The organism is Pseudomonas sp. FW215-R2 (assembly GCF_058789255.1).
In genome coordinates this window covers 310,170-333,019 of record NZ_JBYTBO010000005.1, presented here as the reverse complement: position 1 = coordinate 333,019, position 22,850 = coordinate 310,170, and the positions used below count along the sequence as shown (strand labels likewise).

The 22,850-nt window shown below is 61.6% G+C and carries 25 protein-coding genes and 1 riboswitch; of the genes, 5 read left to right on the top strand and 20 right to left on the bottom strand.

The annotated features are described in order from the left end of the window. The first annotated feature begins 277 nt into the window (after positions 1 to 277). On the top strand, positions 278 to 1,549 hold the full coding sequence (locus AC3WRD_RS10040) for an OmpP1/FadL family transporter (protein WP_096823003.1): 1,272 nt from the start codon (positions 278 to 280) through the stop codon (positions 1,547 to 1,549). 81 nt (positions 1,550 to 1,630) lie between these two features. Here AC3WRD_RS10040 and AC3WRD_RS10035 read toward each other — a convergent pair whose 3' ends face one another. Genes AC3WRD_RS10035 through cobO form a run of 14 tightly spaced genes read right to left on the bottom strand, consistent with a single transcriptional unit; the run spans position 1,631 to position 12,878 of the window. Beyond that, positions 1,631 to 2,191, bottom strand: a complete 561-nt coding sequence (locus AC3WRD_RS10035; protein ID WP_096823002.1) for a glutathione peroxidase — start codon at positions 2,189 to 2,191, stop codon at positions 1,631 to 1,633. A gap of 53 nt (positions 2,192 to 2,244) precedes the next feature. Then, entirely contained in the window at positions 2,245 to 2,370 is a 126-nt protein-coding gene (locus AC3WRD_RS10030; RefSeq protein WP_255261977.1) for a hypothetical protein, read from the bottom strand. Next, positions 2,367 to 3,575, bottom strand: a complete 1,209-nt coding sequence (locus AC3WRD_RS10025; RefSeq protein ID WP_096823001.1) for an MFS transporter — start codon at positions 3,573 to 3,575, stop codon at positions 2,367 to 2,369. Before AC3WRD_RS10025 ends, AC3WRD_RS10030 begins: the two co-directional genes overlap by 4 nt. A 54-nt stretch (positions 3,576 to 3,629) precedes the next feature. Next, positions 3,630 to 4,034: a MarR family winged helix-turn-helix transcriptional regulator gene (locus AC3WRD_RS10020; RefSeq protein ID WP_007950413.1), complete on the bottom strand. Its 405-nt coding sequence runs from the start codon at positions 4,032 to 4,034 to the stop codon at positions 3,630 to 3,632. A gap of 56 nt (positions 4,035 to 4,090) precedes the next feature. Beyond that, positions 4,091 to 4,822: an adenosylcobinamide-GDP ribazoletransferase gene (locus tag AC3WRD_RS10015; protein ID WP_102620386.1), complete on the bottom strand. Its 732-nt coding sequence runs from the start codon at positions 4,820 to 4,822 to the stop codon at positions 4,091 to 4,093. A 1-nt stretch (position 4,823) separates the two neighbouring features. Further along, positions 4,824 to 5,399 (bottom strand): alpha-ribazole phosphatase family protein, encoded by a 576-nt coding sequence (gene cobC / locus AC3WRD_RS10010; protein WP_102620385.1) that lies wholly within the window; start codon positions 5,397 to 5,399, stop codon positions 4,824 to 4,826. Beyond that, positions 5,396 to 6,451, bottom strand: a complete 1,056-nt coding sequence (gene cobT, locus AC3WRD_RS10005) for a nicotinate-nucleotide--dimethylbenzimidazole phosphoribosyltransferase (protein ID WP_102620384.1) — start codon at positions 6,449 to 6,451, stop codon at positions 5,396 to 5,398. The genes cobC and cobT overlap by 4 nt, the downstream gene beginning before the upstream one ends. After that, positions 6,448 to 6,969: a bifunctional adenosylcobinamide kinase/adenosylcobinamide-phosphate guanylyltransferase gene (gene cobU / locus AC3WRD_RS10000; RefSeq protein WP_096822997.1), complete on the bottom strand. Its 522-nt coding sequence runs from the start codon at positions 6,967 to 6,969 to the stop codon at positions 6,448 to 6,450. Before cobU ends, cobT begins: the two co-directional genes overlap by 4 nt. Then, complete coding sequence (locus AC3WRD_RS09995) at positions 6,957 to 8,423, bottom strand: cobyric acid synthase (RefSeq protein ID WP_102620383.1); 1,467 nt, start codon at positions 8,421 to 8,423, stop codon at positions 6,957 to 6,959. Before AC3WRD_RS09995 ends, cobU begins: the two co-directional genes overlap by 13 nt. Next, positions 8,420 to 9,430 carry a threonine-phosphate decarboxylase CobD gene (gene cobD, locus AC3WRD_RS09990; RefSeq protein WP_102620382.1) on the bottom strand — a complete coding sequence of 337 codons (1,011 nt, stop codon included), beginning with the start codon at positions 9,428 to 9,430 and terminating at the stop codon, positions 8,420 to 8,422. Before cobD ends, AC3WRD_RS09995 begins: the two co-directional genes overlap by 4 nt. Further along, positions 9,423 to 10,331: an adenosylcobinamide-phosphate synthase CbiB gene (cbiB, locus tag AC3WRD_RS09985; protein WP_102620381.1), complete on the bottom strand. Its 909-nt coding sequence runs from the start codon at positions 10,329 to 10,331 to the stop codon at positions 9,423 to 9,425. The genes cobD and cbiB overlap by 8 nt, the downstream gene beginning before the upstream one ends. Then, positions 10,328 to 10,978: a 5,6-dimethylbenzimidazole synthase gene (bluB, locus tag AC3WRD_RS09980; protein WP_102620380.1), complete on the bottom strand. Its 651-nt coding sequence runs from the start codon at positions 10,976 to 10,978 to the stop codon at positions 10,328 to 10,330. The genes cbiB and bluB overlap by 4 nt, the downstream gene beginning before the upstream one ends. After that, positions 10,975 to 12,270, bottom strand: a complete 1,296-nt coding sequence (locus AC3WRD_RS09975; protein WP_102620379.1) for a cobyrinic acid a,c-diamide synthase CobB — start codon at positions 12,268 to 12,270, stop codon at positions 10,975 to 10,977. Before AC3WRD_RS09975 ends, bluB begins: the two co-directional genes overlap by 4 nt. Next, positions 12,267 to 12,878 (bottom strand): cob(I)yrinic acid a,c-diamide adenosyltransferase, encoded by a 612-nt coding sequence (gene cobO / locus AC3WRD_RS09970; RefSeq protein ID WP_007950401.1) that lies wholly within the window; start codon positions 12,876 to 12,878, stop codon positions 12,267 to 12,269. Before cobO ends, AC3WRD_RS09975 begins: the two co-directional genes overlap by 4 nt. A gap of 81 nt (positions 12,879 to 12,959) precedes the next feature. Beyond that, positions 12,960 to 13,185: riboswitch (cobalamin riboswitch) on the bottom strand. 166 nt (positions 13,186 to 13,351) lie between these two features. On the opposite strand from cobO, the gene AC3WRD_RS09965 reads away from it, so the two are divergent. Continuing rightward, positions 13,352 to 13,936 (top strand): hypothetical protein, encoded by a 585-nt coding sequence (locus tag AC3WRD_RS09965; RefSeq protein WP_102620378.1) that lies wholly within the window; start codon positions 13,352 to 13,354, stop codon positions 13,934 to 13,936. Positions 13,937 to 14,002: 66 nt separating this feature from the next. Beyond that, positions 14,003 to 15,316 (top strand): PQQ-dependent sugar dehydrogenase, encoded by a 1,314-nt coding sequence (locus tag AC3WRD_RS09960; RefSeq protein ID WP_102620377.1) that lies wholly within the window; start codon positions 14,003 to 14,005, stop codon positions 15,314 to 15,316. An 81-nt stretch (positions 15,317 to 15,397) separates the two neighbouring features. On the opposite strand, the gene AC3WRD_RS09955 is transcribed toward AC3WRD_RS09960, so the two are convergent. From AC3WRD_RS09955 to AC3WRD_RS09930, 6 genes are all read right to left on the bottom strand, one after another. After that, positions 15,398 to 15,871: a hypothetical protein gene (locus AC3WRD_RS09955; RefSeq protein WP_102620376.1), complete on the bottom strand. Its 474-nt coding sequence runs from the start codon at positions 15,869 to 15,871 to the stop codon at positions 15,398 to 15,400. 215 nt (positions 15,872 to 16,086) lie between these two features. After that, on the bottom strand, positions 16,087 to 16,623 hold the full coding sequence (locus tag AC3WRD_RS09950; protein ID WP_096822989.1) for a C40 family peptidase: 537 nt from the start codon (positions 16,621 to 16,623) through the stop codon (positions 16,087 to 16,089). A 218-nt stretch (positions 16,624 to 16,841) separates the two neighbouring features. Then, on the bottom strand, positions 16,842 to 17,459 hold the full coding sequence (locus tag AC3WRD_RS09945; RefSeq protein ID WP_096822988.1) for a C40 family peptidase: 618 nt from the start codon (positions 17,457 to 17,459) through the stop codon (positions 16,842 to 16,844). Between the two features lie 214 nt (positions 17,460 to 17,673). Then, positions 17,674 to 18,378, bottom strand: a complete 705-nt coding sequence (gene hda, locus AC3WRD_RS09940) for a DnaA regulatory inactivator Hda (protein WP_025111852.1) — start codon at positions 18,376 to 18,378, stop codon at positions 17,674 to 17,676. A 219-nt stretch (positions 18,379 to 18,597) separates the two neighbouring features. Further along, positions 18,598 to 19,671 (bottom strand): AI-2E family transporter, encoded by a 1,074-nt coding sequence (locus AC3WRD_RS09935; RefSeq protein WP_096822987.1) that lies wholly within the window; start codon positions 19,669 to 19,671, stop codon positions 18,598 to 18,600. Between the two features lie 36 nt (positions 19,672 to 19,707). Beyond that, positions 19,708 to 20,763 (bottom strand): DUF2066 domain-containing protein, encoded by a 1,056-nt coding sequence (locus AC3WRD_RS09930; RefSeq protein ID WP_102620375.1) that lies wholly within the window; start codon positions 20,761 to 20,763, stop codon positions 19,708 to 19,710. 375 nt (positions 20,764 to 21,138) lie between these two features. Here AC3WRD_RS09930 and purM point away from each other — a divergent pair, with 375 nt between their 5' ends. After that, the gene (gene purM, locus AC3WRD_RS09925) at positions 21,139 to 22,197 is read left to right on the top strand and encodes a phosphoribosylformylglycinamidine cyclo-ligase (RefSeq protein WP_102620374.1); all 1,059 of its coding nucleotides are present in this window, start codon (positions 21,139 to 21,141) and stop codon (positions 22,195 to 22,197) included. Continuing rightward, positions 22,197 to 22,847 (top strand): phosphoribosylglycinamide formyltransferase, encoded by a 651-nt coding sequence (purN, locus tag AC3WRD_RS09920; RefSeq protein ID WP_102620373.1) that lies wholly within the window; start codon positions 22,197 to 22,199, stop codon positions 22,845 to 22,847. Before purM ends, purN begins: the two co-directional genes overlap by 1 nt. The last annotated feature ends 3 nt before the right edge of the window (positions 22,848 to 22,850 follow it).

Below are 22,850 nucleotides of genomic sequence, written 5' to 3'. Positions count from 1 at the left end.
TCCCCGACCCGGACGACCTGCTGGGAATGGCGCGTATCTGGCGTCAGACCTTTCAGCCCCAGGGTCGCCTGCGTGACTTCACCTGTGCATGGCAGACCTGTGTTTCACCGCTGAATCAGGTCGCGTGCTGACTCGCCAGTTTCGCAAGATCGTCCAACGGGTCGCGAATCTGGTCGGATTGTCCTACAAAACCGCTCTAACTCAAGCCATACGGACTATAGCGCTGGGACGAAAATGTTGGTAATTTTCGCCCCGGTGATCACCAGGAGTTCTAATAATGAAAAAAGTAATGCTCAAAACCACCCTTAGCCTCGCCGTTTCCTTGGCATCCACCCAGATTTTCGCAGCTGGCTTTGCCATCAACGAACACAGCATCAGCGGGATGGGGACTGGGTACGCCGGGCGATCTTCTTCTGCCGACGACGCAAGCACTGTTTATGGCAACCCTGCCGGCATGTCGCGCATCACGCGCGAACAAGTCACCGGTGGTGTTGCATTCCTCGACGCCAAGACCGATATCAGCGATGGTCGCTCCAGCCCTAACGGCGGCAGCAACAAAGGCGACATGGTGCCCTTTACCTCCGTACCTATGGGCTACTACGTCAAGCCGATCGACGAGCATTGGGCATTCGGCCTGGGTGTCTACGTACCCTTCGGCCTGATTACCGACTATGAAAAAGGCTTTGCCGGCCGTTACTTCGGCAGCAAGTCCGAAGTACAAGTCATCACCTTCCAGCCGACTGTCAGCTACAAGTTCAACGACGTCGTGTCGATCGGCTTCGGTCCGACCATCAACCGTATCGACGGCACCCTGGAATCCAACCTGTCGATCACTCAGGCCCTGCCGGACGGCAAGGTCAAGATCAAGGGTGACGACACTGCACTGGGCTACAACATCGGTGTGCTGGTACAAGCGACCGACACCACTCGCCTGGGTCTGACTTACCACTCGAAAGTCGACTACAAGCTCGAAGGCAACACCAAGGTCAACTACGGCGCCCTGGCCCTGGCCGGCCTCAGCTCCAGCCAGAAGTACGACGCTTCGCTGAAGATCACCACACCTGAATCCGTGGACTTCTCGGTCACTCAGGCGATCAACGATCGCTGGAACGTCTACGCCGGTACTACCTGGACCCGTTGGAGCCAGCTGGAAAAAATCACCGTCAAGAACTCCGGCGTTCAACCTGCACTGGCTGGCCAGTTCGGCGAGATCACCGAAGAACAGAACTGGCATGACACCTGGGCATACGCCATCGGTACGTCCTACCAGTTGAACAAGGAATGGGTACTGCGCACCGGTCTGACCTTCGACCAGTCGCCGACCAACAACGTCGACCGTTCGCCACGCATCCCTACCGGCGACCGTACGATCTTCAGCATCGGTGCCGGCTGGAGCCCGACCGAAGACCTGACCATCGACGTCGCTTACTCGTACCTGCAGGAAGAGAAAGTCAGCATCCGCAACGAGAACGATCGCGGTCAGACCTACGATTCCAAGTATGAAAACTCGGCAAACGGTTTCGGTGTTGGCGCAACCTACCGCTTCTGATGCTGTACGGCGAGGCTAACCCCTCGCCCACTAAAAAGCCCCGCTCTCTCGACAGAGGCGGGGCTTTTTAGTGGGCGTCGATCAGGGTTTCAGGGGTTTCGACGCGATGGCTTTCTCGATGGCCGCCAAAAACTCCGGATCGTCAGGCTTGGTCAGGCTGGAGAAATTGGCAATCACCTTGCCCTGGCGGTCGACCACGTATTTGTAGAAATTCCACTTCGGCGCGCTGCTTTGCGCGGCCAGTACCTGGAACAGGTGGGTGGCACCGTCACCGCGGACTTTCTGTGGCTCGGTCATGGTGAAGGTCACGCCGTAGTTGGCGTAGCAGACCTTGGCGGTCTCGGCGCTGTCCTTGGACTCCTGCTTGAAGTCATTGGAGGGCACGCCAAGCATCTCCAACCCTTGCGCCTTGTAGCGCTGATTGAGCGCTTCAAGGCCTTCGAACTGCGGAGCGAAACCACAGAAGCTGGCAGTATTGATCACCACCAGCGGTTTGTCGGCGTAGTGCTGGCACAGGTCGATGGATTCCTTGGCCCGCAACTTGGGCAACGAGCCTTGCAGCAGCTCCGGACAGTCCGCGGCCTGGGCCAGTCCGGTCAACGCCATCAGCAACGCGGGAACAGCACACCAGCGCTTGAGCATGTCGGGCTTCCTTGATGCATTCGTCAGAACCCGACGTTACTCGCCCTCAAAGCCTACAAGCAAGCGCCCAAGCCCAACTGCATCAGCGCCAGGCCGCCCTGGTGCCAGCCCCACCACACCAGCGCCAGCAACGCGGCACCGACTGCGATGGCCAGCATTCGAGGCCAGTAGCCGTTCATGCAGCGCTCGCGTGGGTTTGCAGACGCTCGACCGGACGCTCGCGCACTGGCCAGTTCAGCGCAGCCGCCAACAGGCTCAAGAGAATCGCCACTTGCCAGATCAAGTCATAACTCCCTGTACGGTCATACACCACCCCGCCCAGCCAGCCGCCGAGGAACGAGCCGAGCTGATGGAACAGGAACACGATCCCACCGAGCATGGACAGGTTTCGCACGCCAAACAAGGTCGCCACCGTACCGTTGGTCAACGGCACGGTCGACAGCCACAGGAAACCCATGGCCATGCCGAACAGATACGCCGTGGTCGTCGTCACCGGCAGCCACAGGAACAGCCCGATCACCACCGCTCGCAGCAAGTACAAACCGGTCAGCAGACGCGGCTTGGACATGCGCCCGCCCAGCCAGCCGGCGGTGTAGGTGCCGAAGATGTTGAACAACCCGATCAACGCCAGCACGGTAGTGCCGACGGTCGCCGGCAGATGCTGGTCGACCAGATAGGCCGGCAGGTGCACGCCGATGAACACCACCTGGAAACCGCAGACGAAGAAGCCGAACGCCAGCAGCCAGAACCCGGAGTGCGAGCAGGCCTCGCGCAAGGCTTCAGACAGGGTTTGCTCATGCCCGAGCACCGGCAGTGGCTTGTCCTTGAGCATGCTCACCAGCGGCACGATCAGCGCCACCAGCAAACCCAGCACCAGCAACGCGGCAGACCAGCCCAGCCAGCCGATCAGCCCGAGGGTGCCTGGCAACATGGCGAACTGGCCAAAGGACCCGGCGGCGCTGGCAATGCCCATGCCCATGCTGCGCTTCTCCGGCGGCACGGCGCGGCCGACCACGCCGAGGATCACCGAGAACGATGTGCCGGACAGGCCGATACCGATCAGCAAACCGGCGCTCAGGGACAGACCCAACGCTGTTTCCGACAGGCCCATGAACACCAGCCCCAAGGCGTAGAGCACGCCGCCGATCAGCACCACTTTCGCTGCGCCAAAACGGTCGGCCAGTGCGCCGGTGAACGGTTGCGCCAGACCCCAGATCAGGTTCTGCAAGGCAATGGCGAAGGCGAACACTTCACGCCCCCAGCCGAACTGGGCGCTCATCGGCGACAGGAACAATCCGAAGCCGTGCCGCACGCCCAATGACAACGCCAGAATCAGCGCACTCCCCAGCAACACCCAACCGCACGTACGCCACATCGAACTCATTGTTATTCTCCAGTCGCGGGTATATACCCGCTTAGATTCGGAAAAAACCGGCCCTCAGGCCAGTTCATCCAATAGCCGCAGCAAGGTTTCACGCTTCTCGGCACCCAGTCGGTCGATCAACCGCTGTTGCGCCGCTTCCCAGGCCGGCAGGGCCGCTGCCAGGCGTTGTGCGCCGGTTTCGGTGAGCCGGACGATGCGGTTGCGCATGTCTTCGCCTTCGGCCAGCGCCACGAGACCTTCGCCTTCCAGCACCCGCAGATTGCGTCCGAGGGTGCTGCGATCCAGGCCCATGGCCTCGGCCAGTTCGGAAATGCTCGGTTGATCCAGACGCTGCAGGTTGCACAGCAGAGAATACTGGGCAACGTTGATCCCGAAGCCGTCGAGAGCGCCGTCGTAATGCCTGCTGACGCCACGCGCGGCGCGACGCAGGTTGGTGCACAAACACTGAGAAGGAAGCATGATGCGTGTATATACCCGCGACTGTGTTAAATCAAGTTACAGATCAAAGTTACTTATCAAAACAAGGCCAGCCCGACCAGCACTGACATCTCCAGCAATTCCAGCAGTGCGCCGGCCGTATCGCCCGTGGTTCCACCCAGTCGCCGCACCATCAAATGCCGCAGCCAGATGAATACGACGACCGAAAGCAGCAGCGCCACGACAGCATTGAACCCGGCAATCAACACGCACGCCGCCGCACTCATCGCCAGCACCTGCCAACCCGTTTTGCGCGGCAGATGATCGGCCAGCGCCTGCCCTAACCCGCCAGCCCGCACATAGGTTGTCGTGAGGAACAGTCCGAGCAGTGCTGCCCGCCCAAGTAGCGGCACAATGACCAATGCCATGCCCTGCTGCTTTTCGATCAACGCCAGCAACGCGGCGTACTTGAGCACCAACACCAGCACCAACGTTACCACCGCAATCGGCCCGCTGCGCGGATCCTTCATGATCGTCAGCGTACGCTCGCGATCACCGAAACCGCCGAGCCACGCATCGGCGCTGTCCGCCAATCCATCAAGGTGCAGCGCGCCGCTGAGCAGCACCCACACCGTCAGCAGCAACGCGGCATGCAGCAGCAACGGCGCGCCAGCCAACGCAACGTTCAGCGCCCAGAGAATCACGCCGAACAGCAATCCCACCAGCGGATAAAACAGCAGCGAGCGGCCGAGTTCTTCGGGCGCTGGCATGCCCGGCAGACGAATCGGCAGGCTGCTGAGAAATTGCAGGGCGATCCACAGGGGCAGCATGTCAGTGCACTTCCTTGAGCGAACCATCGGCCTCGACGATCAAGGAAAACAACGCTCCGTGACCGACTTCGACATTGAGCAACTGCTCTCGGGGCAAACCACGGGCGCGAGCCAGCAACAGACGCATGACGCCGCCATGACTGACCAGCAACACCCGCTCTCCCGCATGAGCCGCATGCAAGCGCATGACCGCCGCCAGCACCCGCGCAGAAAAATCACTGACCGGCTCACCCTGCGGCGGGGTAAACCCATACGGATCAGCCCAAAACAGCCCAAGCGCTTCGGCATCGGTTTCCATCAACGCCGCTGCGCTCTGCCCTTCCCAGGCACCGAAATGCAGCTCTTGCAGATCCTTGTCCAGAGACACCGACAGATCCCGTTGCGCACCCAACTCTTCAGCGAATCGCGCGCAACGCTGCAACGGCGAACTGACCAGCCGATCCCACGGCCCCTGACCGATCACCGCCTCGCGCATCTGCGCCCAGCCCTTTTCGGTCAGTGCATCGTCGAGACTGCCGCGCAGGCCGCCGCCGAGCTCGGTTTCACCGTGGCGCAGCAGGTCCAGACGCAAGGTCATGCCGGGCGATCCGCCACCGCGGCTTCGGCGAAGGTCGCCATCTGGCCGTGCAGATCGCAGGCCAGACGCAGCAACGGCACCGCCAGCGCCGCGCCACTGCCCTCGCCCAGACGCAGGCCCAATTCGAGCAGCGGTTCGGCACTGAGGGTTTCCAGCACATGACGATGACCCGGTTCCGCACCGCGATGCCCGAACAGCAGCCATTCACGGCAGGCCGGATTCAGCCGCACCGCCACCAACGCCGCAACCGTGCAGATGAAACCGTCCACCAGCACCGCCACGCCTTCCTGAGCACAGGCCAGATACGCGCCGACCAAAGCCGCAATCTCGAAGCCGCCGAGATTGAACAGGGTCTGCAACGCATCACCGCGCTGCGCCGCGTGCAGCGCCAGTGCCCGCTCGATCACCTGCGCCTTGTGGCTGACGCCGTCGGCATTCAGCCCGGTGCCGGGACCGGTCAGATGAACCACCGGGCAATCGAGCAGCGCACAGGCCAGCGCACTGGCAGCCGTGGTGTTGCCGATGCCCATTTCGCCACCGATGAACAGTTGCGCACCCGCCGCCTTCGCGCGCAGCACGCTGTCGCGGCCGGCTTGCAGGGCCAGATCGCCCTGGGCCGAAGTCATCGCCGGGCCCTTGGCGAAATTCGCCGTGCCCGGGCCGATGTTCAGATGACGCACGCCCGGAAGGTTCAGCGACGGGGTCACGGTGCCCAGATCCACCACTTCCAGCTGCGCGCCGAGTTGTCGCGCCAGCACACTGATCGCCGCGCCACCGCTGACGAAGTTCAACAGCATCTGTCCGGTGACTTCCTGCGGGAACGCGGAAACCCCTTCGGCTACGACGCCGTGATCACCGGCAAAAATCGCGATCCAGACCTGATCGAGGCGCGGTTTGATCTGGCCCTGCAATCCGGCCAGTTGCACCGCCACCGATTCGAGCTGCCCGAGGGAGCCGGCGGGTTTGGTCAATTGCTGCTGACGCGCCGCCGCGTTTTCAACGGCGTCCGTATCCACCGGTTTGCACGGGTTCAGCCACCAGGCTTGGGTCATAACGCAGGTCCTTTCAGAGTCAGGGGCAGGCCGGCAACCGTCAGGACGACTCGCTGACAACGCTCGGCCAGAGCTTGATGCAGCCAACCGGCTTCATCGACGTAGCGGCGAGTCAATTCGCCCAGCGGCACGACACCCATTCCGGTCTCGTTGCTGACAAAAATGATTTCACCCGGCAGCGACGCCAGGCATTCGAGCAGGGCTTCGCGTTCGGCAGCGAGGCGTTCGGCGTCTTCGAGCATCAGCAGATTGGTCAGCCACAGGGTCAGGCAATCCACCAGCAGGCAACGTTCGGCACTGGCGGTTTCGCGCAGGACCCGGGCCAGCTCCAGCGGTTCTTCGATCAGCGCCCATTCGGCGGGACGGCGCGCGCGGTGATGAGCGACGCGTTCATTCATCTCGCCATCCAGCGGCTGACTGGTGGCGATGTACGTCACGGCCAGCGCGCTGTCAGTGGCGAGTTTTTCAGCCAGGCGACTTTTGCCGGAGCGGGCGCCGCCGAGGATCAGTTGGAGCATGGGGACATTCCACAGAGTTCACGTAACAGCCCGGTATCCAGATGCTTCTCCACCAGATCCGCCAGCCGCTCGATGTCGCGTTCGCGCAGGCCGTGGTAATCCACTTCCTGCACATCGTTCAGACCGGCCCAGCGCAACAGCGCGGTACTGGCTGCGGGAGATTCGAACAGGCCGTGCAGGTAAGTGCCGAAAATCTGCCCGTCGAGACTTTGCGCGCCGTCGCAACGGCCGTCGTCCAGATGCACAGCGGCGTTTTCCAGCGCAGCTCCCGTGGTCACGCCGGCATGAATTTCATAACCGCTGACCTCGGCATCTTCCAGCGCCAGACGCCCGCGCACATTGCGCAATTGCTTCTCGGCTTCGAGCTGCGTTTCAAACGCCAGCAGCCCCAGACCGGCGCTGGAGCCCGGCGCGCCTTCCAGGCCCAGCGGATCATGGACCCGCTCGCCGAGCATTTGCAGACCGCCGCAGATTCCCAGCAGCTTGCCGCCGTAACGCAGATGTCGGCTGATGGCGGATTCCCAGCCATTGGTGCGCAGATACGCCAGGTCGCTGCGCACGCTTTTCGAGCCCGGCAGGATGATCAGATCGGCCGGCGGAATCGCTTGCCCCGGGCCGATGAATTGCAGATCCACCTGAGGATGCAGTCGCAGAGGATCGAAATCGGTGTGGTTGCTGATGCGCGGCAGCACCGGCACCACCACTTTCAAGACTTGCTCGGCCTTGTCGGTCTGGCGCTGATCGATGCCGTCCTCGGCCTCCAGATGCAGGTCCATCACGTACGGCAGCACGCCCACCACTGGTTTGCCGGTGCGCTGCTCCAGCCAGTCGAGGCCCGGTTGCAGCAAGGCGATGTCACCGCGAAAACGGTTGATGATGAAGCCTTTGACTCGCGCCTGCTCACTCGGCGACAGCAGCTCCAGCGTGCCGACCAGATGGGCAAACACGCCGCCACGGTTGATGTCGGCAATCAACAAAACCGGGCAATCCACCGCTTCGGCGAAACCCATGTTGGCGATGTCGCCGGCGCGCAGGTTGATCTCTGCCGGCGAGCCCGCGCCTTCGACCATCACCAACGGATAAGCAGTGCTCAAGCGTTCATGGGAAGCGAGAACCGCCTGCATGGCGATGGCTTTGTAGTCGTGATAGGCGACAGCGTTCATGCTGGTGACCGCGCGACCGTGGATGATGACCTGGGCGCCGGTGTCGCTGTTGGGCTTGAGCAGCACCGGGTTCATGTCGGTGTGCGGCTCAAGGTGAGCCGCTTGCGCCTGCACCGCTTGTGCCCGGCCGATCTCGCCGCCGTCAGCAGTCACCGCGCTGTTGAGCGCCATGTTCTGCGGTTTGAATGGCACCACGGCAACGCCCTGGCGGGTTGCCCAGCGGCACAGCGCCGTCACCAGCGTGCTTTTGCCGGCGTCGGAGGTGGTGCCCTGCACCATTAATGTGGTCATGCTGGTTGGTTTTCCATAGAGCGGTCCAGGGCAAAGGCTTGCAGGGCTTGCTCAAGGCGCACTTCATCGGCGGCGTTGGCGGGCAGGCCGAAACGCAGGCTGCTGTTGTGCGCGAAGAGGCGCAGGAGAATGCCGCGGCGGGCCATGAACTCGTGCAGCGCGGCGGCGTGTTCGGTGATCAGCCACTGAAACAGCGCGCAACCACCCTGAGGCTTGAAGCCGTAGCGTTCGAGCAGCGCAGCCAGCCGTTCACTGACCTCGTCACTGCGGATCCGCTGGCGGGTATGACCTTCGGTGTCTTGCAGGCAGGCTTGACCCAACACGCGGGTCGGCCCGCTGACGGCCCAGGGTCCGACCTGCTCGGCCAGCAACCTGAGCAGTTTGCGCTCGGCCAGCACGAACCCCAGCCGCACACCGGCCAGGCCGAAAAACTTGCCGAACGAACGCAACACGATCAGTCCGACCTGATGCGCATGCGGAGCCAGGCTCAACTGCGGCGTGTTGTCCATGAACGCTTCGTCGACCACCAGCCAGCCACCGCGCTGGGCCAGCCGCGCATGCCAGTCGAGCAAGCGCGCCGGGGTCAGGCTCAGGCCCGTGGGATTGTTCGGATTGACCACCACCAGCACGTCGAGGCTGTCGAGGAAAAAATCGACTTCCTGCTCCAGCACTTCGCGCACGATGTAACCACTGCGCCGCCAGGCTTCGGCATGTTCGGCATAACACGGCGACAACACACCGACCTTGCCAGCCCGACGCAAACGCGGCAGCAACTGAATGGCCATCTGCGAACCGGCCACCGGCAACACTTGCGCGGCACCGTAGTAGTCGCACGCCGCCTGCTCCAGACCGTCATCGGTTTCCGGCAAACGCGCCCAGGCCCGCAGCGGAATGTCCGGAACCGGAAACGGCCATGGCGCGAGGCCAGTGGACAGGTCGAGCCAGTCTTCTTCCGCGATGCCGTATTCGAGCGCCGCCCTGCGCAGCCGGCCACCGTGCTCAAGCATAGAATTCAGCCCCCACGCAGAGAATCAGCAGCCATAACCATACCCCGCGCTGGACCAATTGCCAGCCGCGATCGATGGAATCGGCGTCGGCTGGCGTGCCTTCGCCCAGTTGCGGACGCTCGTGCAGCTCGCCGTGATAGATCGCCGGCCCGCCCAACTCGACGCCCAGCGCACCCGCGCCGGCGGCCATCACTGGACCTGCGTTCGGGCTGTCCCATTTCGGCGCCTGGGTGCGCCAGCATTTCAGCGCCAGTCGGGTCTTGCCCAGCAGCGCGTAGGTCAACGCCACCAGCCGCGCAGGAATGTAGTTGAGGACGTCGTCGATCTTCGCCGCCGCCCAGCCGAAACGCTCGAAGCGTTCGTTGCGATAGCCCCACATCGCGTCGAGCGTATTGCTCAGACGATAGAGCACCACGCCCGGCGCACCGGCCACGGCAAACCAGAACAGTGCGGCGAACACGGCATCGCTGCCGTTCTCCAGCACCGACTCGGTGGCTGCACGGGCGACAGCGGTGCTGTCCAGCTCACTGGTCTGACGGCTGACCAGATAACCCACGCGTTTGCGCGCTTCTTCCAGATCATCGCTGCGCAGGGCCTTGGCCACCGGCTCGACGTGCTCGCCGAGACTGCGCATGCCGAGGGCGCAATACAGCGCGAGAATCTCGACCACCCAGCCCACATACGGCGCCCAGGACAATGCCGTGGCCAGCAGGGTCAGCGGCAGCACCGCGATCACCCACGCGGTGACGCCATGGCTGCGCCAGCCGCGACCACCGCTATTGAAACGTTGCTCGATGCGCCCGGCGAAATTGCCGAACGCCACCAGCGGATGCCAGCGTTTCGGTTCACCCAGCAGCGCATCCAGCGCGACCGCGGCGACACTCAACAACGCCACACTCATTGACTCACTCCCCAGAAATTTTCATACAGCAGCTCATTGAGCGGACGCGCCTGCGCCCACCCTTCGAGTACCAGCATCGGCGCCGGATAGAATTCCTTGACCGGTCCCAGACACAGAACCGCCAGCGGCTTGGCCCCGGCCGGCAGTTTCAGCAGATCGGCCAGCGCCTGCGGTTCGAACAGCGACACCCAGCCCATGCCCAGGCCTTCGGCGCGCGCCGCCAGCCAAAGGTTCTGGATCGCGCAGGACAATGAGGCCATGTCCATTTCCGGCAGCGTGCGACGGCCGAAAATGTGTCGCTCGCGATCGTCCATCAAGGCTGCGACCAACACTTCCGCACAGTCGTTGATGCCCTCGACCTTGAGTTTCATGAACTCGTCACTGCGCTCGCCGAGGGCCTCGGCGGTGCGTACACGTTCTTCTTCAACAAGGTTCTGGATCTGGCCACGCAGCGCGCGGTCGCTGATACGGATGAAGCGCCACGGCTGCATCAGACCGACGCTCGGCGCCTGATGTGCGGCTTCAAGCAATCGGCGCAGCAATTCAGGCTCGACCGTGCCGCCGCTGAAGTGGCGCATGTCGCGGCGTTCGGCGATGGCGCGATAGACCGCTTCGCGCTCGGTTTCAGTGAATGCGTTGTCGGTCATGGCACCAACAGCGCGGCAATCGCCGACGGATTCGACGGAAAGTAAAAATGCACGTACGAGGCAGTCATCCGCCCTTCCCGATACACCGCTTCGGCACCGCGCCCGCCATTGGGGCTGTGGCCACGGGCAATCGGCGTCAGTTCGGTGGTGGTCAGGGAATGGTGATAAGTGTGGCCGCGCAGCAAGCCTTCCGGCAGTTCGACCGATTGCAGAGCCAGCGCAGCCAGTCGTTTTTGCATCACCGCATCACCCTTGAGCAAACCGACCAGTTCGGCGCGGGTGCCTTCGACATCGGTCAACGAGTCGAGCAAATACAGCATGCCGCCGCACTCGGCGAGCAGCGGTTTGCCGGCGGCGTGATGCGCACGGATCGCACGGAGCATGTCGGCGTTTTGCGACAAGGCCACGTGGTGCAGTTCCGGATAACCGCCGGGCAGGTACAAGCTGTCGGCATCAGGCAATTGCGTATCGCGGATCGGCGAGAAGAAACTCAGCTCCGCGCCCATCGCCCGCAACAGATCGAGACTGGCGCCATAGGTGAAGGCAAACGCCTCGTCACGGGCGACGGCAATCCGCACGCCGTCGAGCAGCCTTTCGGTCTTCACGCTTTCCGGTGCGGCGAATTCGACAGCCGGTGGCAGCGCTACCTCGCAAGTGCTGGCCAGCGCTTCGGCGGCGGCGTCGAGGCGCACATCGAGGTCATTGAGTTCGCTGGCCTGCACCAGACCGAGATGGCGACTTGGCAGTTCGATCCCGGTTTCCCGGGACAACGCGCCGTACCAGCGCAAACCTTCAGTAAGGCTGCCTTCGAGCAACTGCGCATGGCGCACGGTGCCGACGCGGTTGGCCAGCACGCCGGCGAACGGCAAGTCCGGCTGATAGCGCGCCAGACCCAGAGCCAGCGCGCCGAACGTCTGAGCCATGGCCGTGCCATCAATCACGCCGAGCACCGGCACGCCGAAATGCCGCGCCAGGTCGGCGCTCGACGGTGTGCCGTCGAACAAGCCCATCACGCCTTCGATCAGGATCAGATCGGCTTCAGCGGCGGCTTCCCACAACAGACGTCGACTTTCCTGCTCGCCGACCATCCACATGTCCAGTTGATAGACCGGCGCACCGCTGGCGCGCTCGAGGATCATCGGGTCGAGAAAGTCCGGGCCGCATTTGAATACGCGAACCTTGCGCCCCTGATTGCGGTGCAGACGGGCCAGCGCGGCGGTGACGGTGGTCTTGCCCTGGCCGGAGGCCGGCGCGGCGATCAATACCGCCGGGCAGTGACGTGGTTGATTCAAAGTTCGACGCCTTTCTGCGCTTTGATACCGGCCTGGAAGGCGTGTTTGATCATGCCCATTTCGGTGACGGTGTCGCCCATCTCGATCATTTCCGGCTTGGCAGCGCGGCCGGTGACGATCACATGCTGCATCGGCGGACGGGCCTGCAGATCGCTGAGCACCTGATCCAGATCGAGGTAACCGTGCTTGAGAGCGATGTTCAGCTCATCGAGCACCACCAGACCGATCGACGGATCACGCAGCAGTTCGCGGGACACTTCCCATGCAGCTTCGGCAGCGGCGATGTCGCGCTGGCGATCCTGGGTTTCCCAGGTGAAACCTTCGCCCATCACATGAAAGCGTACCTGCTCGGGGAAGCGGCGGAAGAACAGCTCCTCCCCGGTGCTGTTGCGGCCCTTGATGAACTGCACCACGCCGCACTGCATGCCGTGGCCCATGGCGCGGGCGAGCATGCCGAACGCCGAGCTGCTTTTGCCTTTGCCATTGCCGGTCAGCACCAGCACCAGGCCGCATTCGTCTGGCGAATTGGCGATGCGCTCGTCGATCACGGCTTTTTTGCGCTGCATGCGCGCCAGGTGGCGCTCGTCGCGTTCGGGGGAATCAGTCATGGGGGAGCTCTCCGTTGAGGCTGGATAACGGCGGGCAGGCACAAGAATAGACGGCAACAAGCCTGGCATCGCCCACCGTGATGCCGCTGGATGGATCAGGCCGGTCTCCGGGCTCATGAGCGGCCTTGGCCTGGCTGCGCGCCTTCCCGCTTTGCAGCAGTGGCATCGGACGCAGCTTTTACTCATTTACCGTTGCGGGGGCAGCGCCGGGATCGTGATGGTTCTTCGCTTGAAGACAATCCTCACCGGCTTCCCTGTTTCACTCTGTCGACAGCGGTCACAGAGCACCTGAAACAAGCCGCGAAGGTTAGAGGGTTGGGGGTGGAGCGTCAAATGAAGAGGCCCCCTGAAAGCGAATAACTGCCGTCGATCAATTATCTGACGCCAATCTTGTGCCACACTGTCAGCAGTGATATCAAAGAGCCATGCTTTTTGAATGCAGAGAGCACATCACAATAACAAGGGAGAGCACCATGCAAGGCATGATCATCAGCAATCCGCGGCTGGAATTCCTGCGCCCGGTGCTGGAACGCTGGTTTGACTGTATCGACCGCTACAACGCCGTGCGCGGCGACAACGACACGCCGTACTGGCATGACGAAAAGGCCAACCTCGGCCTGTTGTCCGCCGCCGCGTGGATGGCCGAACTCGTCACCCTGCGCGACACCGCCACCCGCAAGCAGAACGAGGAAGGCGAGCGCAATGCCCGCGCCGACCTGTTCCTGGCCGGCGCCGAAGATCGCGCCTACATCCAGGCGACGCAACGCTGGCCACGCGTCAACAGCCTGAATCTGACCCAGGCCCTGACCGATATCACCAGCGACGCCAAGCGCATCAGCTACGCCAGCGATCTCAAGCTCGGCTGCCTGTTCGTCGCCCCACAGAAAGCCCAGCACAGCGCCAGCCCCGAGGAACTGCAGGACATGGTCGACGACCTGCAAAAGGAACACACCTGCGCCGTCGCCTGGTATTTCCCCTATGCCTATCGCAAATTGCGCAGCGAGGCTGGCAACTATCACCCCGGCATTGCCGTGCTGTTCAAGGAGGCGCGCGGCTGAGCGGTTGAACCATCGGGCTTGTGTACTTCTCTATGATTAGGAATGCATTCATAGGGAAGATCAGTAATGCGCAAGCCCCACCTCGTTTTCGTCATCGCACTCGCCGGAGGGCTCACCGCCTGTGGTGAATCCTCCAGCCTGCAAGTCTCGGACGGCACCGGCCCGTCCCCCAAACTGCCCGAACCGAACAAGACCCTGATCCCGACGGTGAACATCGCCCCGGCGATCGGCTGGCCGGCGGGTGCGAAACCAACGCCAGCCGCAGGCACCCAAGTGGCTGCATTCGCCGAAAACCTCGATCACCCGCGCTGGCTCTACGTGCTGCCCAATGGCGATGTGCTGGTGGCGGAAACCAATGCTCCGCCGAAACCGGACGATGGCAACGGGATACGTGGCTGGGTGACGAAGAAAATCATGGGCCGCGCTGGCGCCGGGGTTCCCAGCCCGAATCGCATCACCCTGTTGCGCGACGCTGATCACGATGGCGTGGCCGAAACCCGCACGGTATTTCTACAAAATCTGAATTCTCCGTTCGGTATGACCCTGGTCGGCAACGATCTGTACGTCGCCGACACCGACCGCTTGCTGCGCTTTCACTACGAACCCGGCGTAACCGAGATCAAGAACCAGCCGATCAAGGTCGTGGATCTGCCGGGCGGCCCGCTCAACCATCACTGGACCAAGAACGTCATCGCCAGTAAGGACGGCAGCAAGCTGTACGTCACAGTCGGCTCGAACAGTAACGTCGGCGAAAACGGCCTGGATCAGGAAGAAGGCCGCGCGGCAATCTGGGAAGTGGACCGTGCGACCGGCAATCACCGGATCTTCGCCTCGGGCATTCGCAATCCCAACGGTCTGGCCTGGGAACCCAAAAGCGGCGCGCTGTGGACAGCAGTGAACGAACGGGACGAGATCGGCAGCGACCTGGTGCCGGACTACATCACCTCGGTCAAGGACGGCGGGTTTTATGGCTGGCCATTCAGCTATTACGGCCAGCATGTCGATGTCCGCGTCGAACCACAACAGCCAGAGATGGTGGCCAAGGCCATCGCTCCCGACTACGCCGTCGGCCCGCATACCGCCTCACTGGGGCTGACGTTCGCCGAGGGCAACACGTTGCCAGCACAATTCAAGGAGGGCGCATTCATCGGCCAGCATGGCTCGTGGAATCGCAAGCCGCACAGTGGCTACAAGGTGATCTTCGTCCCGTTTGCCGCAGGCAAACCGAGCGGAACGCCAGTGGACGTGCTGACCGGCTTCCTCGACAAGGACGAGAACGCTTTAGGGCGCCCGGTCGGCGTGGTGATCGACCAACAAGGTGGGTTGCTGGTGGCGGATGATGTGGGGAACAAGGTGTGGCGAGTTTCGGCGGCAAAGTGAGCCAGAAACCTCATGCCCACGATAGCGAGATCCGCACTTCGCTATCGCGGGCATGCCCAACCAAAGACGCCGCGCAATTGATCAGTGGCGAAGAACCGAATGCTTCAGTTTGCGCATCGCTACTTCAAAAAATACACCCACAAGCACCGACATCAATGCAGCCATTTCCTGATCGGGAATCCGCTCGATAAAACTGATAAAACGCGATCCCACTGACCACGCAAATAGAATTCCACCCCAAAGATAAAATACATTGCCCACGGTGCCACCGATGACGTCAAAAACACGCGCTGCCCGCACGGCTTCGGCCCTAGGCATTTCATGGATGTTGAAGTAGATATACGCCAACGTTGTTGCAACCACGCAGAGCACTAGCTTCCAGATAGATTTATGAGCTGAAACCAGTGAATTCAAAGGTGTAACCGCCCAACCGGGAACTTCGGTCGAGGCATCTGCCCAACCCATTTTAAGCAAGCAAAAAACAACTAGAATCAACGCTGGCACTATGGCAAATGTCAGCACTCTGAGCTTCCACTTCCTAAAAATGAACTTCATGATCTTCCTAGAGCAATCAATAGAACTCGTGCGACGCACGAGAGCGAAACTACAAAGCTTTTACTGAACGAAACAGATATGAGCGCTCTCGGCGCAGTCACGACAACAGTCGGCCATGACGGTAATTCGCCACGGAGTTGTGGTTTACAAATCGTCGCATTCTTTACCCCATCGAACGATGGACATAACAGAATGGAAAGAGAGTAGTTTGCTGACTACGGGTTATGCGCCAGATGCTCTGGCTGCAGCACGCGCTTTGCACTCAGGTAGGCCTTCTGCCAATAGGCCTTCGACAAGCTGTCCAGCTTCACAGTGCCACCGGTGGCCGGTGCGTGAACGAAGCGCCCTTCCCCGACGTAAATCCCCGCATGGCTGACCTGAGAGCCGCCATTGGTGGCGAAGAAGATCAGGTCGCCGGTCTGCAAACCCTCCTTGCCGACATTCGGCGCCTGCATGACGATCAACTCGCGTGTCGAGCGCGGCAGGCTGATGCCGGCGGCATCGCGGTAAACGAAACCGATCAGGCCACTGCAATCGAAGCCCGAGTCCGGCGTGTTACCGCCCCAGCGATAAGGCGTGCCCACCAGCCCGAGCGCACGGAACAGCACGTCTTCGGCAGCGGGAGAAAAAGCCTGGGAGGATCCGAACACAATCGGCGCGCGAACCACAGGGGCTGGCGGCGGAGTGCGACTGGCGCAAGCGCTGAGCAGCGCTGCGAAGAACATCAGGGCGAGGCGGGCCGGCATCGTCATAAGCAGAACATCCTGATCTGGCTGCGGCTTTTACTGCCGATTCGACAGAAAACAAAACCGCCTGCGTTGGGACGCAGGCGGTTTGCCATCAATATAGATCAGGATTCTAGCGGCTACGCGGCAAACTTCAAGTAAGACTTTAACTTCACCTTGTAAAGTTTAAGTCTATTGCCCCTGAAGGACCGCTTGTCGCCACGAGCGTGGCGACCAAGGCGTGATTACTTACGAGCGGTAACCACGGTTGGAGCGTTCGCCAAAGCGCGTTTGGCTTCGATGAAGGTCTTGCTCCAGTAGCTGTCACCCAGGCTGTCGATGCGGACACCGCCACTGCGACGACTGCTGGAGTGGATGAACTGGTTGTCGCCCAGGTAGATCCCGGCGTGGCTTACACGACCGCGACGACCATTGGTGGCGAAGAACAGCAGGTCGCCCGGCTCGAGGTTGCTGCGCGATACCAGCGGAGCATCCACGTTGATCATTTCGCGGGTGGAGCGCGGCAGGTTCATGCCGGCTTCTTCGCGGAACAGATAGCCGATGAAACCGCTGCAATCGAACCCGGCTTCAGAGGTACCGCCGAAACGGTAACGGGTACCGATCAGGGACATGCCGCGTTCAAGAATACTGTCTGCCAGAACCGGAAGCTGATAAGGCTTCTTGCCGTTGAAAGCGGCGAGTTCTTTCTCGGTGTCCAGCTCTTCCTGATAAATAACGGAAGACTGAGCGGTGGCAGAATTTTTAGCCTGTTGCTGCTCTTGATTAACAGGTGAATGAGCAGCGCAACCGAACAACAGGGTGACGAGTGCGAGAGGCACGAGGGGTGCGAAGCGCTTTAGCATGGGCACGACCGTGGCTGATAGTTGTAAAGAAGCCGAGACTATGCCCGCTATCAGCCTCATTTGCAAATTCAATCGATCTTTTTGTGACTTCTCGGTTTCTCGTTTACATCTAAGCGCTTAAGCCTATTTGAATCGAGACGCGGCCTGTGCAGCGCACAGGAAAGCGGATTTTCTGGCGCCTGAAATATGCCGAAACCCGCTGAAAGCCCCGGTTTTACCAGCCCAGGGTTTCTTTCAGGAAGGGAATGGTCAGCTTGCGCTGAGCCTGCAAAGAGGCCTGATCGAGCTGCTCGAGCAGGTCAAAAAGCGCGCTCATGCTGCGGGTCCCGCGAGTCAAAATAAAATGCCCGACTTCATCGGTCAGATGCAGACCGCGACGGGATGCACGCAATTGCAGGGCACGCAATTTGTCTTCATCGGAGAGAGGACGCATCTGGAAAATCAGCGCCAGGGTCAGGCGCGATTTCAAGTCCGCCAGTTTTACCGGCAATTCACGTGGCGAGGTTGAAGCGGCGATCAACAAGCGGCGACCACTGTCGCGCAGACGGTTGAACAGGTGAAACATCGCCTCTTCCCAGTCGGGCTTGCCGGCGATCACCTGCAAGTCGTCCAGACAGACCAGTTCGTACTGTTCGAGGTTGTCGAGGATTTCGATGCCGCGATCCATCAACTCGGCCAGCGGCAGGTACACCGCCGGCTCGCCCATCTGTTCGAAACGCAGGCACGCGGCCTGCAACAGATGCGTACGCCCTACCCCGTGCTTGCCCCACAGATAGATGAGGCTTTCGGTCCAGCCGGCGTCGGCTTCGCATAGACGCTCGACATAGCCGAGTGCAGCGGCATTGGCGCCTGGGTAGTAGTTGATGAAGGTGGCGTCGTCACGCAGACGCACACCTAGGGGCAGCTGAATCGGTTTCATGCTGACTGAACAGTTCCCAAGGAACCGTTAGTGGCCTCTGTGTAAAGTGTGCGAAGTTTATACCCGTGAAGCGGAGCGCACAATGCGACAGACCCCAAGCAAAATCAAAGGTTTGCGTTAACACGCTGGTTTTATGACAGTTTCTTTGGCGCACGAGTGCCAGCATTGCCTGCATGAGACGGGCCAACCCGGCAATCCACCGGGCGCCCCTCCCTCGCCTTACAGCTTCGGATCATCCACTCCGCTATAAATGTCGGAGTCTTTGTACAAGTCATGGACGTGGCGCACCAACACCATGATCACCGCCGCCACCGGCAACGCCAGCAGCACACCGGTGAAACCGAACAACTCGCCGCCGGCCAGGATCGCAAAGATCACCGCCACCGGATGCAAACCGATTCGATCACCCACCAGCAATGGCGTCAGCACCATGCCCTCCAATGCCTGACCGACCATGAACACCGCCACGATCCCGATCATCGGATACAGATCACCACCGAACTGGAACAGCCCGGCAATCAACGCCGCACCGATCCCGATCACAAACCCCATATAAGGCACGATGGCCGCCAGACCAGCGATCAGGCCGATCAACAGGCCCAGTTCCAGGCCGACAATCATCAGGCCCGCCGCATAGATCACGCCCAACGCCAGCATCACCAGCAACTGGCCGCGCACGAAAGCGCCAAGCACCTCGTGACACTCGCCGGCCAGAGCCACCACACGCTCTTCGCGGTCACGCGGCAACAGGCTGCGGATCTTGGCCATCATCACGTCCCAGTCGCGCAGCAAGTAGAAACTCACCACCGGGATCAGCACCAGATTCGCCAACCAGCCGATCAGCGCCAGACTTGAGGCCGTGGCCTGACTCAGCACCACACCGACGATGTCGGTGGTCTGGCCCATGTGTTCGGTGATCGCCGCCTTGACCTTGTCGAATTTCCAGAAGCCCTCCGACAGCCCCAGCTTCGACTGCGCCCACGGCAGTGCTGTGTGCTGCAGCCAGTCGAGCATCTGCGGTGCCAGCTCATACAGTCGCAGTAACTGCTTGGCGAGCATCGGCACCAGCACCAGCAGCAACGTGGTGACGATCAGGGTGAACAAGGCAAACACCGCAATCACGCCCCAGGTACGGGACAAGCCAAGTCGCTCAAGACGATCCACCAAAGGGTCGAACAGATAAGCGAGCAACAGCGCCACCAGAAACGGCGTGAGGATCGGATGCAGCAACCAGACAAACGCGCAAAGCAGGAGCACCCCACCGAGCCAGAACCAACGCCGCGTATCGGCCATGTAACACTCCATTGCTTCTATATATGAAAGAAAAACCTACCAGCGAAACCGCAACGACGGCGCCGCAGGTATCGGTGCCGGCGCAACGACAGGCGCACCACCCGGCACTGCGGGTTGCGGAGCCACCGGAGCCGGTGCCTCAGCCGGCATTTCCTGCAACTTCGCCAGCGACAACTGCGCCCGCAACTGATCGGCACTGCCGTTCACCCGATACACAATGCGATCGGCATCGACACTCTGCAGACGCACACCAAAGGGTTCGAGCATCCGCAGCAACGTCGCGTAATGCTCCAGATTCATGCCCTGCACTTCCAGAGTCTGCTGACCCGAAGCGCCCGGCTTGGCGACAAAACGAGGCGCCAGACGCTCGGCGACCGCCAGCATCACAGCATCGGCGACAGCGGCTTGATCTGCCCCTTGCACGCTGCCCGCTTCCTTTTGATCGCCCAGCCACAAATGCCATTTGGCTTGCCACTGACCGCCTTCTTCGCGGGCATGCACGGCGAGCAAGGCGTCAGCGTTGTAACGCTCAGAGGCTGCATGCAACGGCGCGGGATCGGTGCCTTCGAGCGTCGGCGCGGTCGCGACCAATTGTTCGCTCAGATCCGCCAGCGGCAGGCGCAACGGCAACCCTCGGTGCTGGGCGGCACGCCGCAATGGTGTGGCACTGGCCTGACCGTCGCCCACCAGACTCGAGCCTTCGGCGGAGTCGTTCAGCCACCAGCTCAGGATCGACGGCCGACTCGCCCCCCACAGCGCCAGCCCGGCACGGCGCAATGCCTGCTCGGTGGTGGCCGGGTCGAAATCAACTTTCAATACCTCCGGCGGCCCGGCATCGAAGCCGAACTGACTGATGATCTGCTGCGGGTCCTTGCGAATCGGCGCCAGCCCGGGGTTCTGCGGCGCCTTCGGGTCGCCGGTGAGACGCAGCACCAGTGTGTCGAGCGCGGATTGAGTGGCGCGATCACGCTCCTCCGGTGACTGGCCGTTGACCGGTTCGCGCACCTGATAAAGCCCTTTGACGTTTTCGGCCTGGCTCGCCAGGCTGACCAGAGACAAGCAACCCACTAACAGCAATTTACACAAACGCATGGAGAATTCCCGTCGACAAGAGCGGCTGGAACAGGCCGCGTGAACCGGATTGAGCAAGCCTGTGACCACTGGCCGTTGCAAAACATTCACACGCTGGCGATAAGTTTTTGCACAGCCCTAACGATAGACGGTTCCTTATACAGGCACCTGTGATGTCACCCGAAGCATCAATTGCAAAATTTTTCGGCCGATATGCCCCTGCCCGTCGGCGTGAGGATGGCCGCTGCCCCTCAAGCCTGATAAAATCGCGCGCCTTCGCAGACCGGCAACAGCCGGGCACATCGATTTCGCGTGAGGCAATCGCCTCTGTCGTTTTCGGCGTTCCCGCTGGACTCGGTCGTTACCCCTGAATCCCCTCCCCTAAAGGCCTGGATCATGAGCAAGCAACCCTCCCTGAGCTACAAGGACGCCGGTGTAGACATCGACGCCGGTGAAGCATTGGTCGAACGCATCAAGAGCGTCGCCAAGCGCACTGCGCGCCCGGAAGTCATGGGCGGACTGGGCGGTTTCGGCGCCCTCTGCGAAATCCCGGCCGGCTACAAACAGCCAGTACTGGTTTCCGGCACCGACGGCGTCGGCACCAAGCTGCGCCTGGCGCTGAACCTGAACAAGCACGACAGCATCGGCCAGGACCTGGTCGCCATGTGCGTCAACGATCTGGTGGTGTGCGGCGCCGAGCCGCTGTTCTTCCTCGACTACTACGCCACCGGCAAGCTGAACGTTGATGTTGCCGCCACCGTCGTCACCGGTATCGGTGCAGGCTGCGAACTGGCTGGCTGCTCCCTGGTTGGCGGCGAAACCGCTGAAATGCCTGGCATGTACGAAGGCGAAGACTACGATCTGGCCGGCTTCTGCGTCGGCGTCGTGGAAAAAGCGGAAATCATCGACGGCTCGAAAGTCGCCACCGGTGATGCCCTGATCGCCCTGCCATCGTCCGGCCCACACTCCAACGGCTACTCGCTGATCCGCAAGATCATCGAAGTGTCCGGTGCCGACATCGAAACCGTTCAGCTCGACGGCAAGCCGCTGACCGAACTGCTGATGGCCCCGACCCGCATCTACGTGAAGCCGCTGCTCAAGCTGATCAAGGACACCGGCGCCGTCAAAGCCATGGCCCACATCACCGGTGGCGGCCTGCTGGACAACATCCCGCGCGTTCTGCCGAAAGGCGCTCAAGCGGTGGTCGACGTGGCCAGCTGGACTCGCCCGGCCGTCTTCGACTGGCTGCAAGAGAAAGGCAACGTCGACGAAACCGAGATGCACCGCGTGCTGAACTGCGGCGTGGGCATGGTGATCTGCGTGGCTCAGGAGCACGTTGAAACTGCCCTGAACACCCTGCGTGACGCCGGCGAACAGCCTTGGGTCATCGGCCAGATCGCTGCTGCCGCCGAAGGCGCTGCCCAGGTTGATCTGCAGAACCTTAAGGCTCATTAATGTCCGCAACCTGTGATGTCGTGGTGCTGCTGTCCGGCACCGGCAGTAACTTGCAGGCTCTGATCGACAGCACGCGGACCGGCGACAGCCCGGTCCGCATCGCTGCGGTGATTTCCAACCGCGCCGACGCTTACGGCCTGCAACGCGCCAGTGACGCGGGTATCGCCACCCGCTCGCTGGATCACAAGGGGTTCGAAGGCCGCGAGGCCTTCGATGCCGCCCTGATCGAACTGATCGACGCCTTCAAGCCCAAACTCGTGGTACTGGCCGGGTTCATGCGCATTCTCAGCGCTGACTTCGTCCGTCATTACCAGGGTCGCCTGCTCAACATCCACCCGTCGCTGCTACCCAAATACAAAGGGTTACACACTCATCAGCGCGCGCTGGAGGCCGGCGACGCCGAACACGGCTGCTCCGTGCACTTCGTCACCGAGGAACTCGATGGCGGACCACTGGTCGTACAGGCAGTAATACCGGTAGAGTTGCACGATTCGCCGCAGAGTCTGGCGCAACGGGTTCACGTTCAGGAACACCTGATCTACCCGACGGCCGTACGCTGGTTTGCCGAAGGACGGCTGACCCTCGGCGAGCAAGGTGCTTTACTGGATGGCCAGTTACTTGGGGCCAGCGGTCACTTGATTCGAAACTAGGAG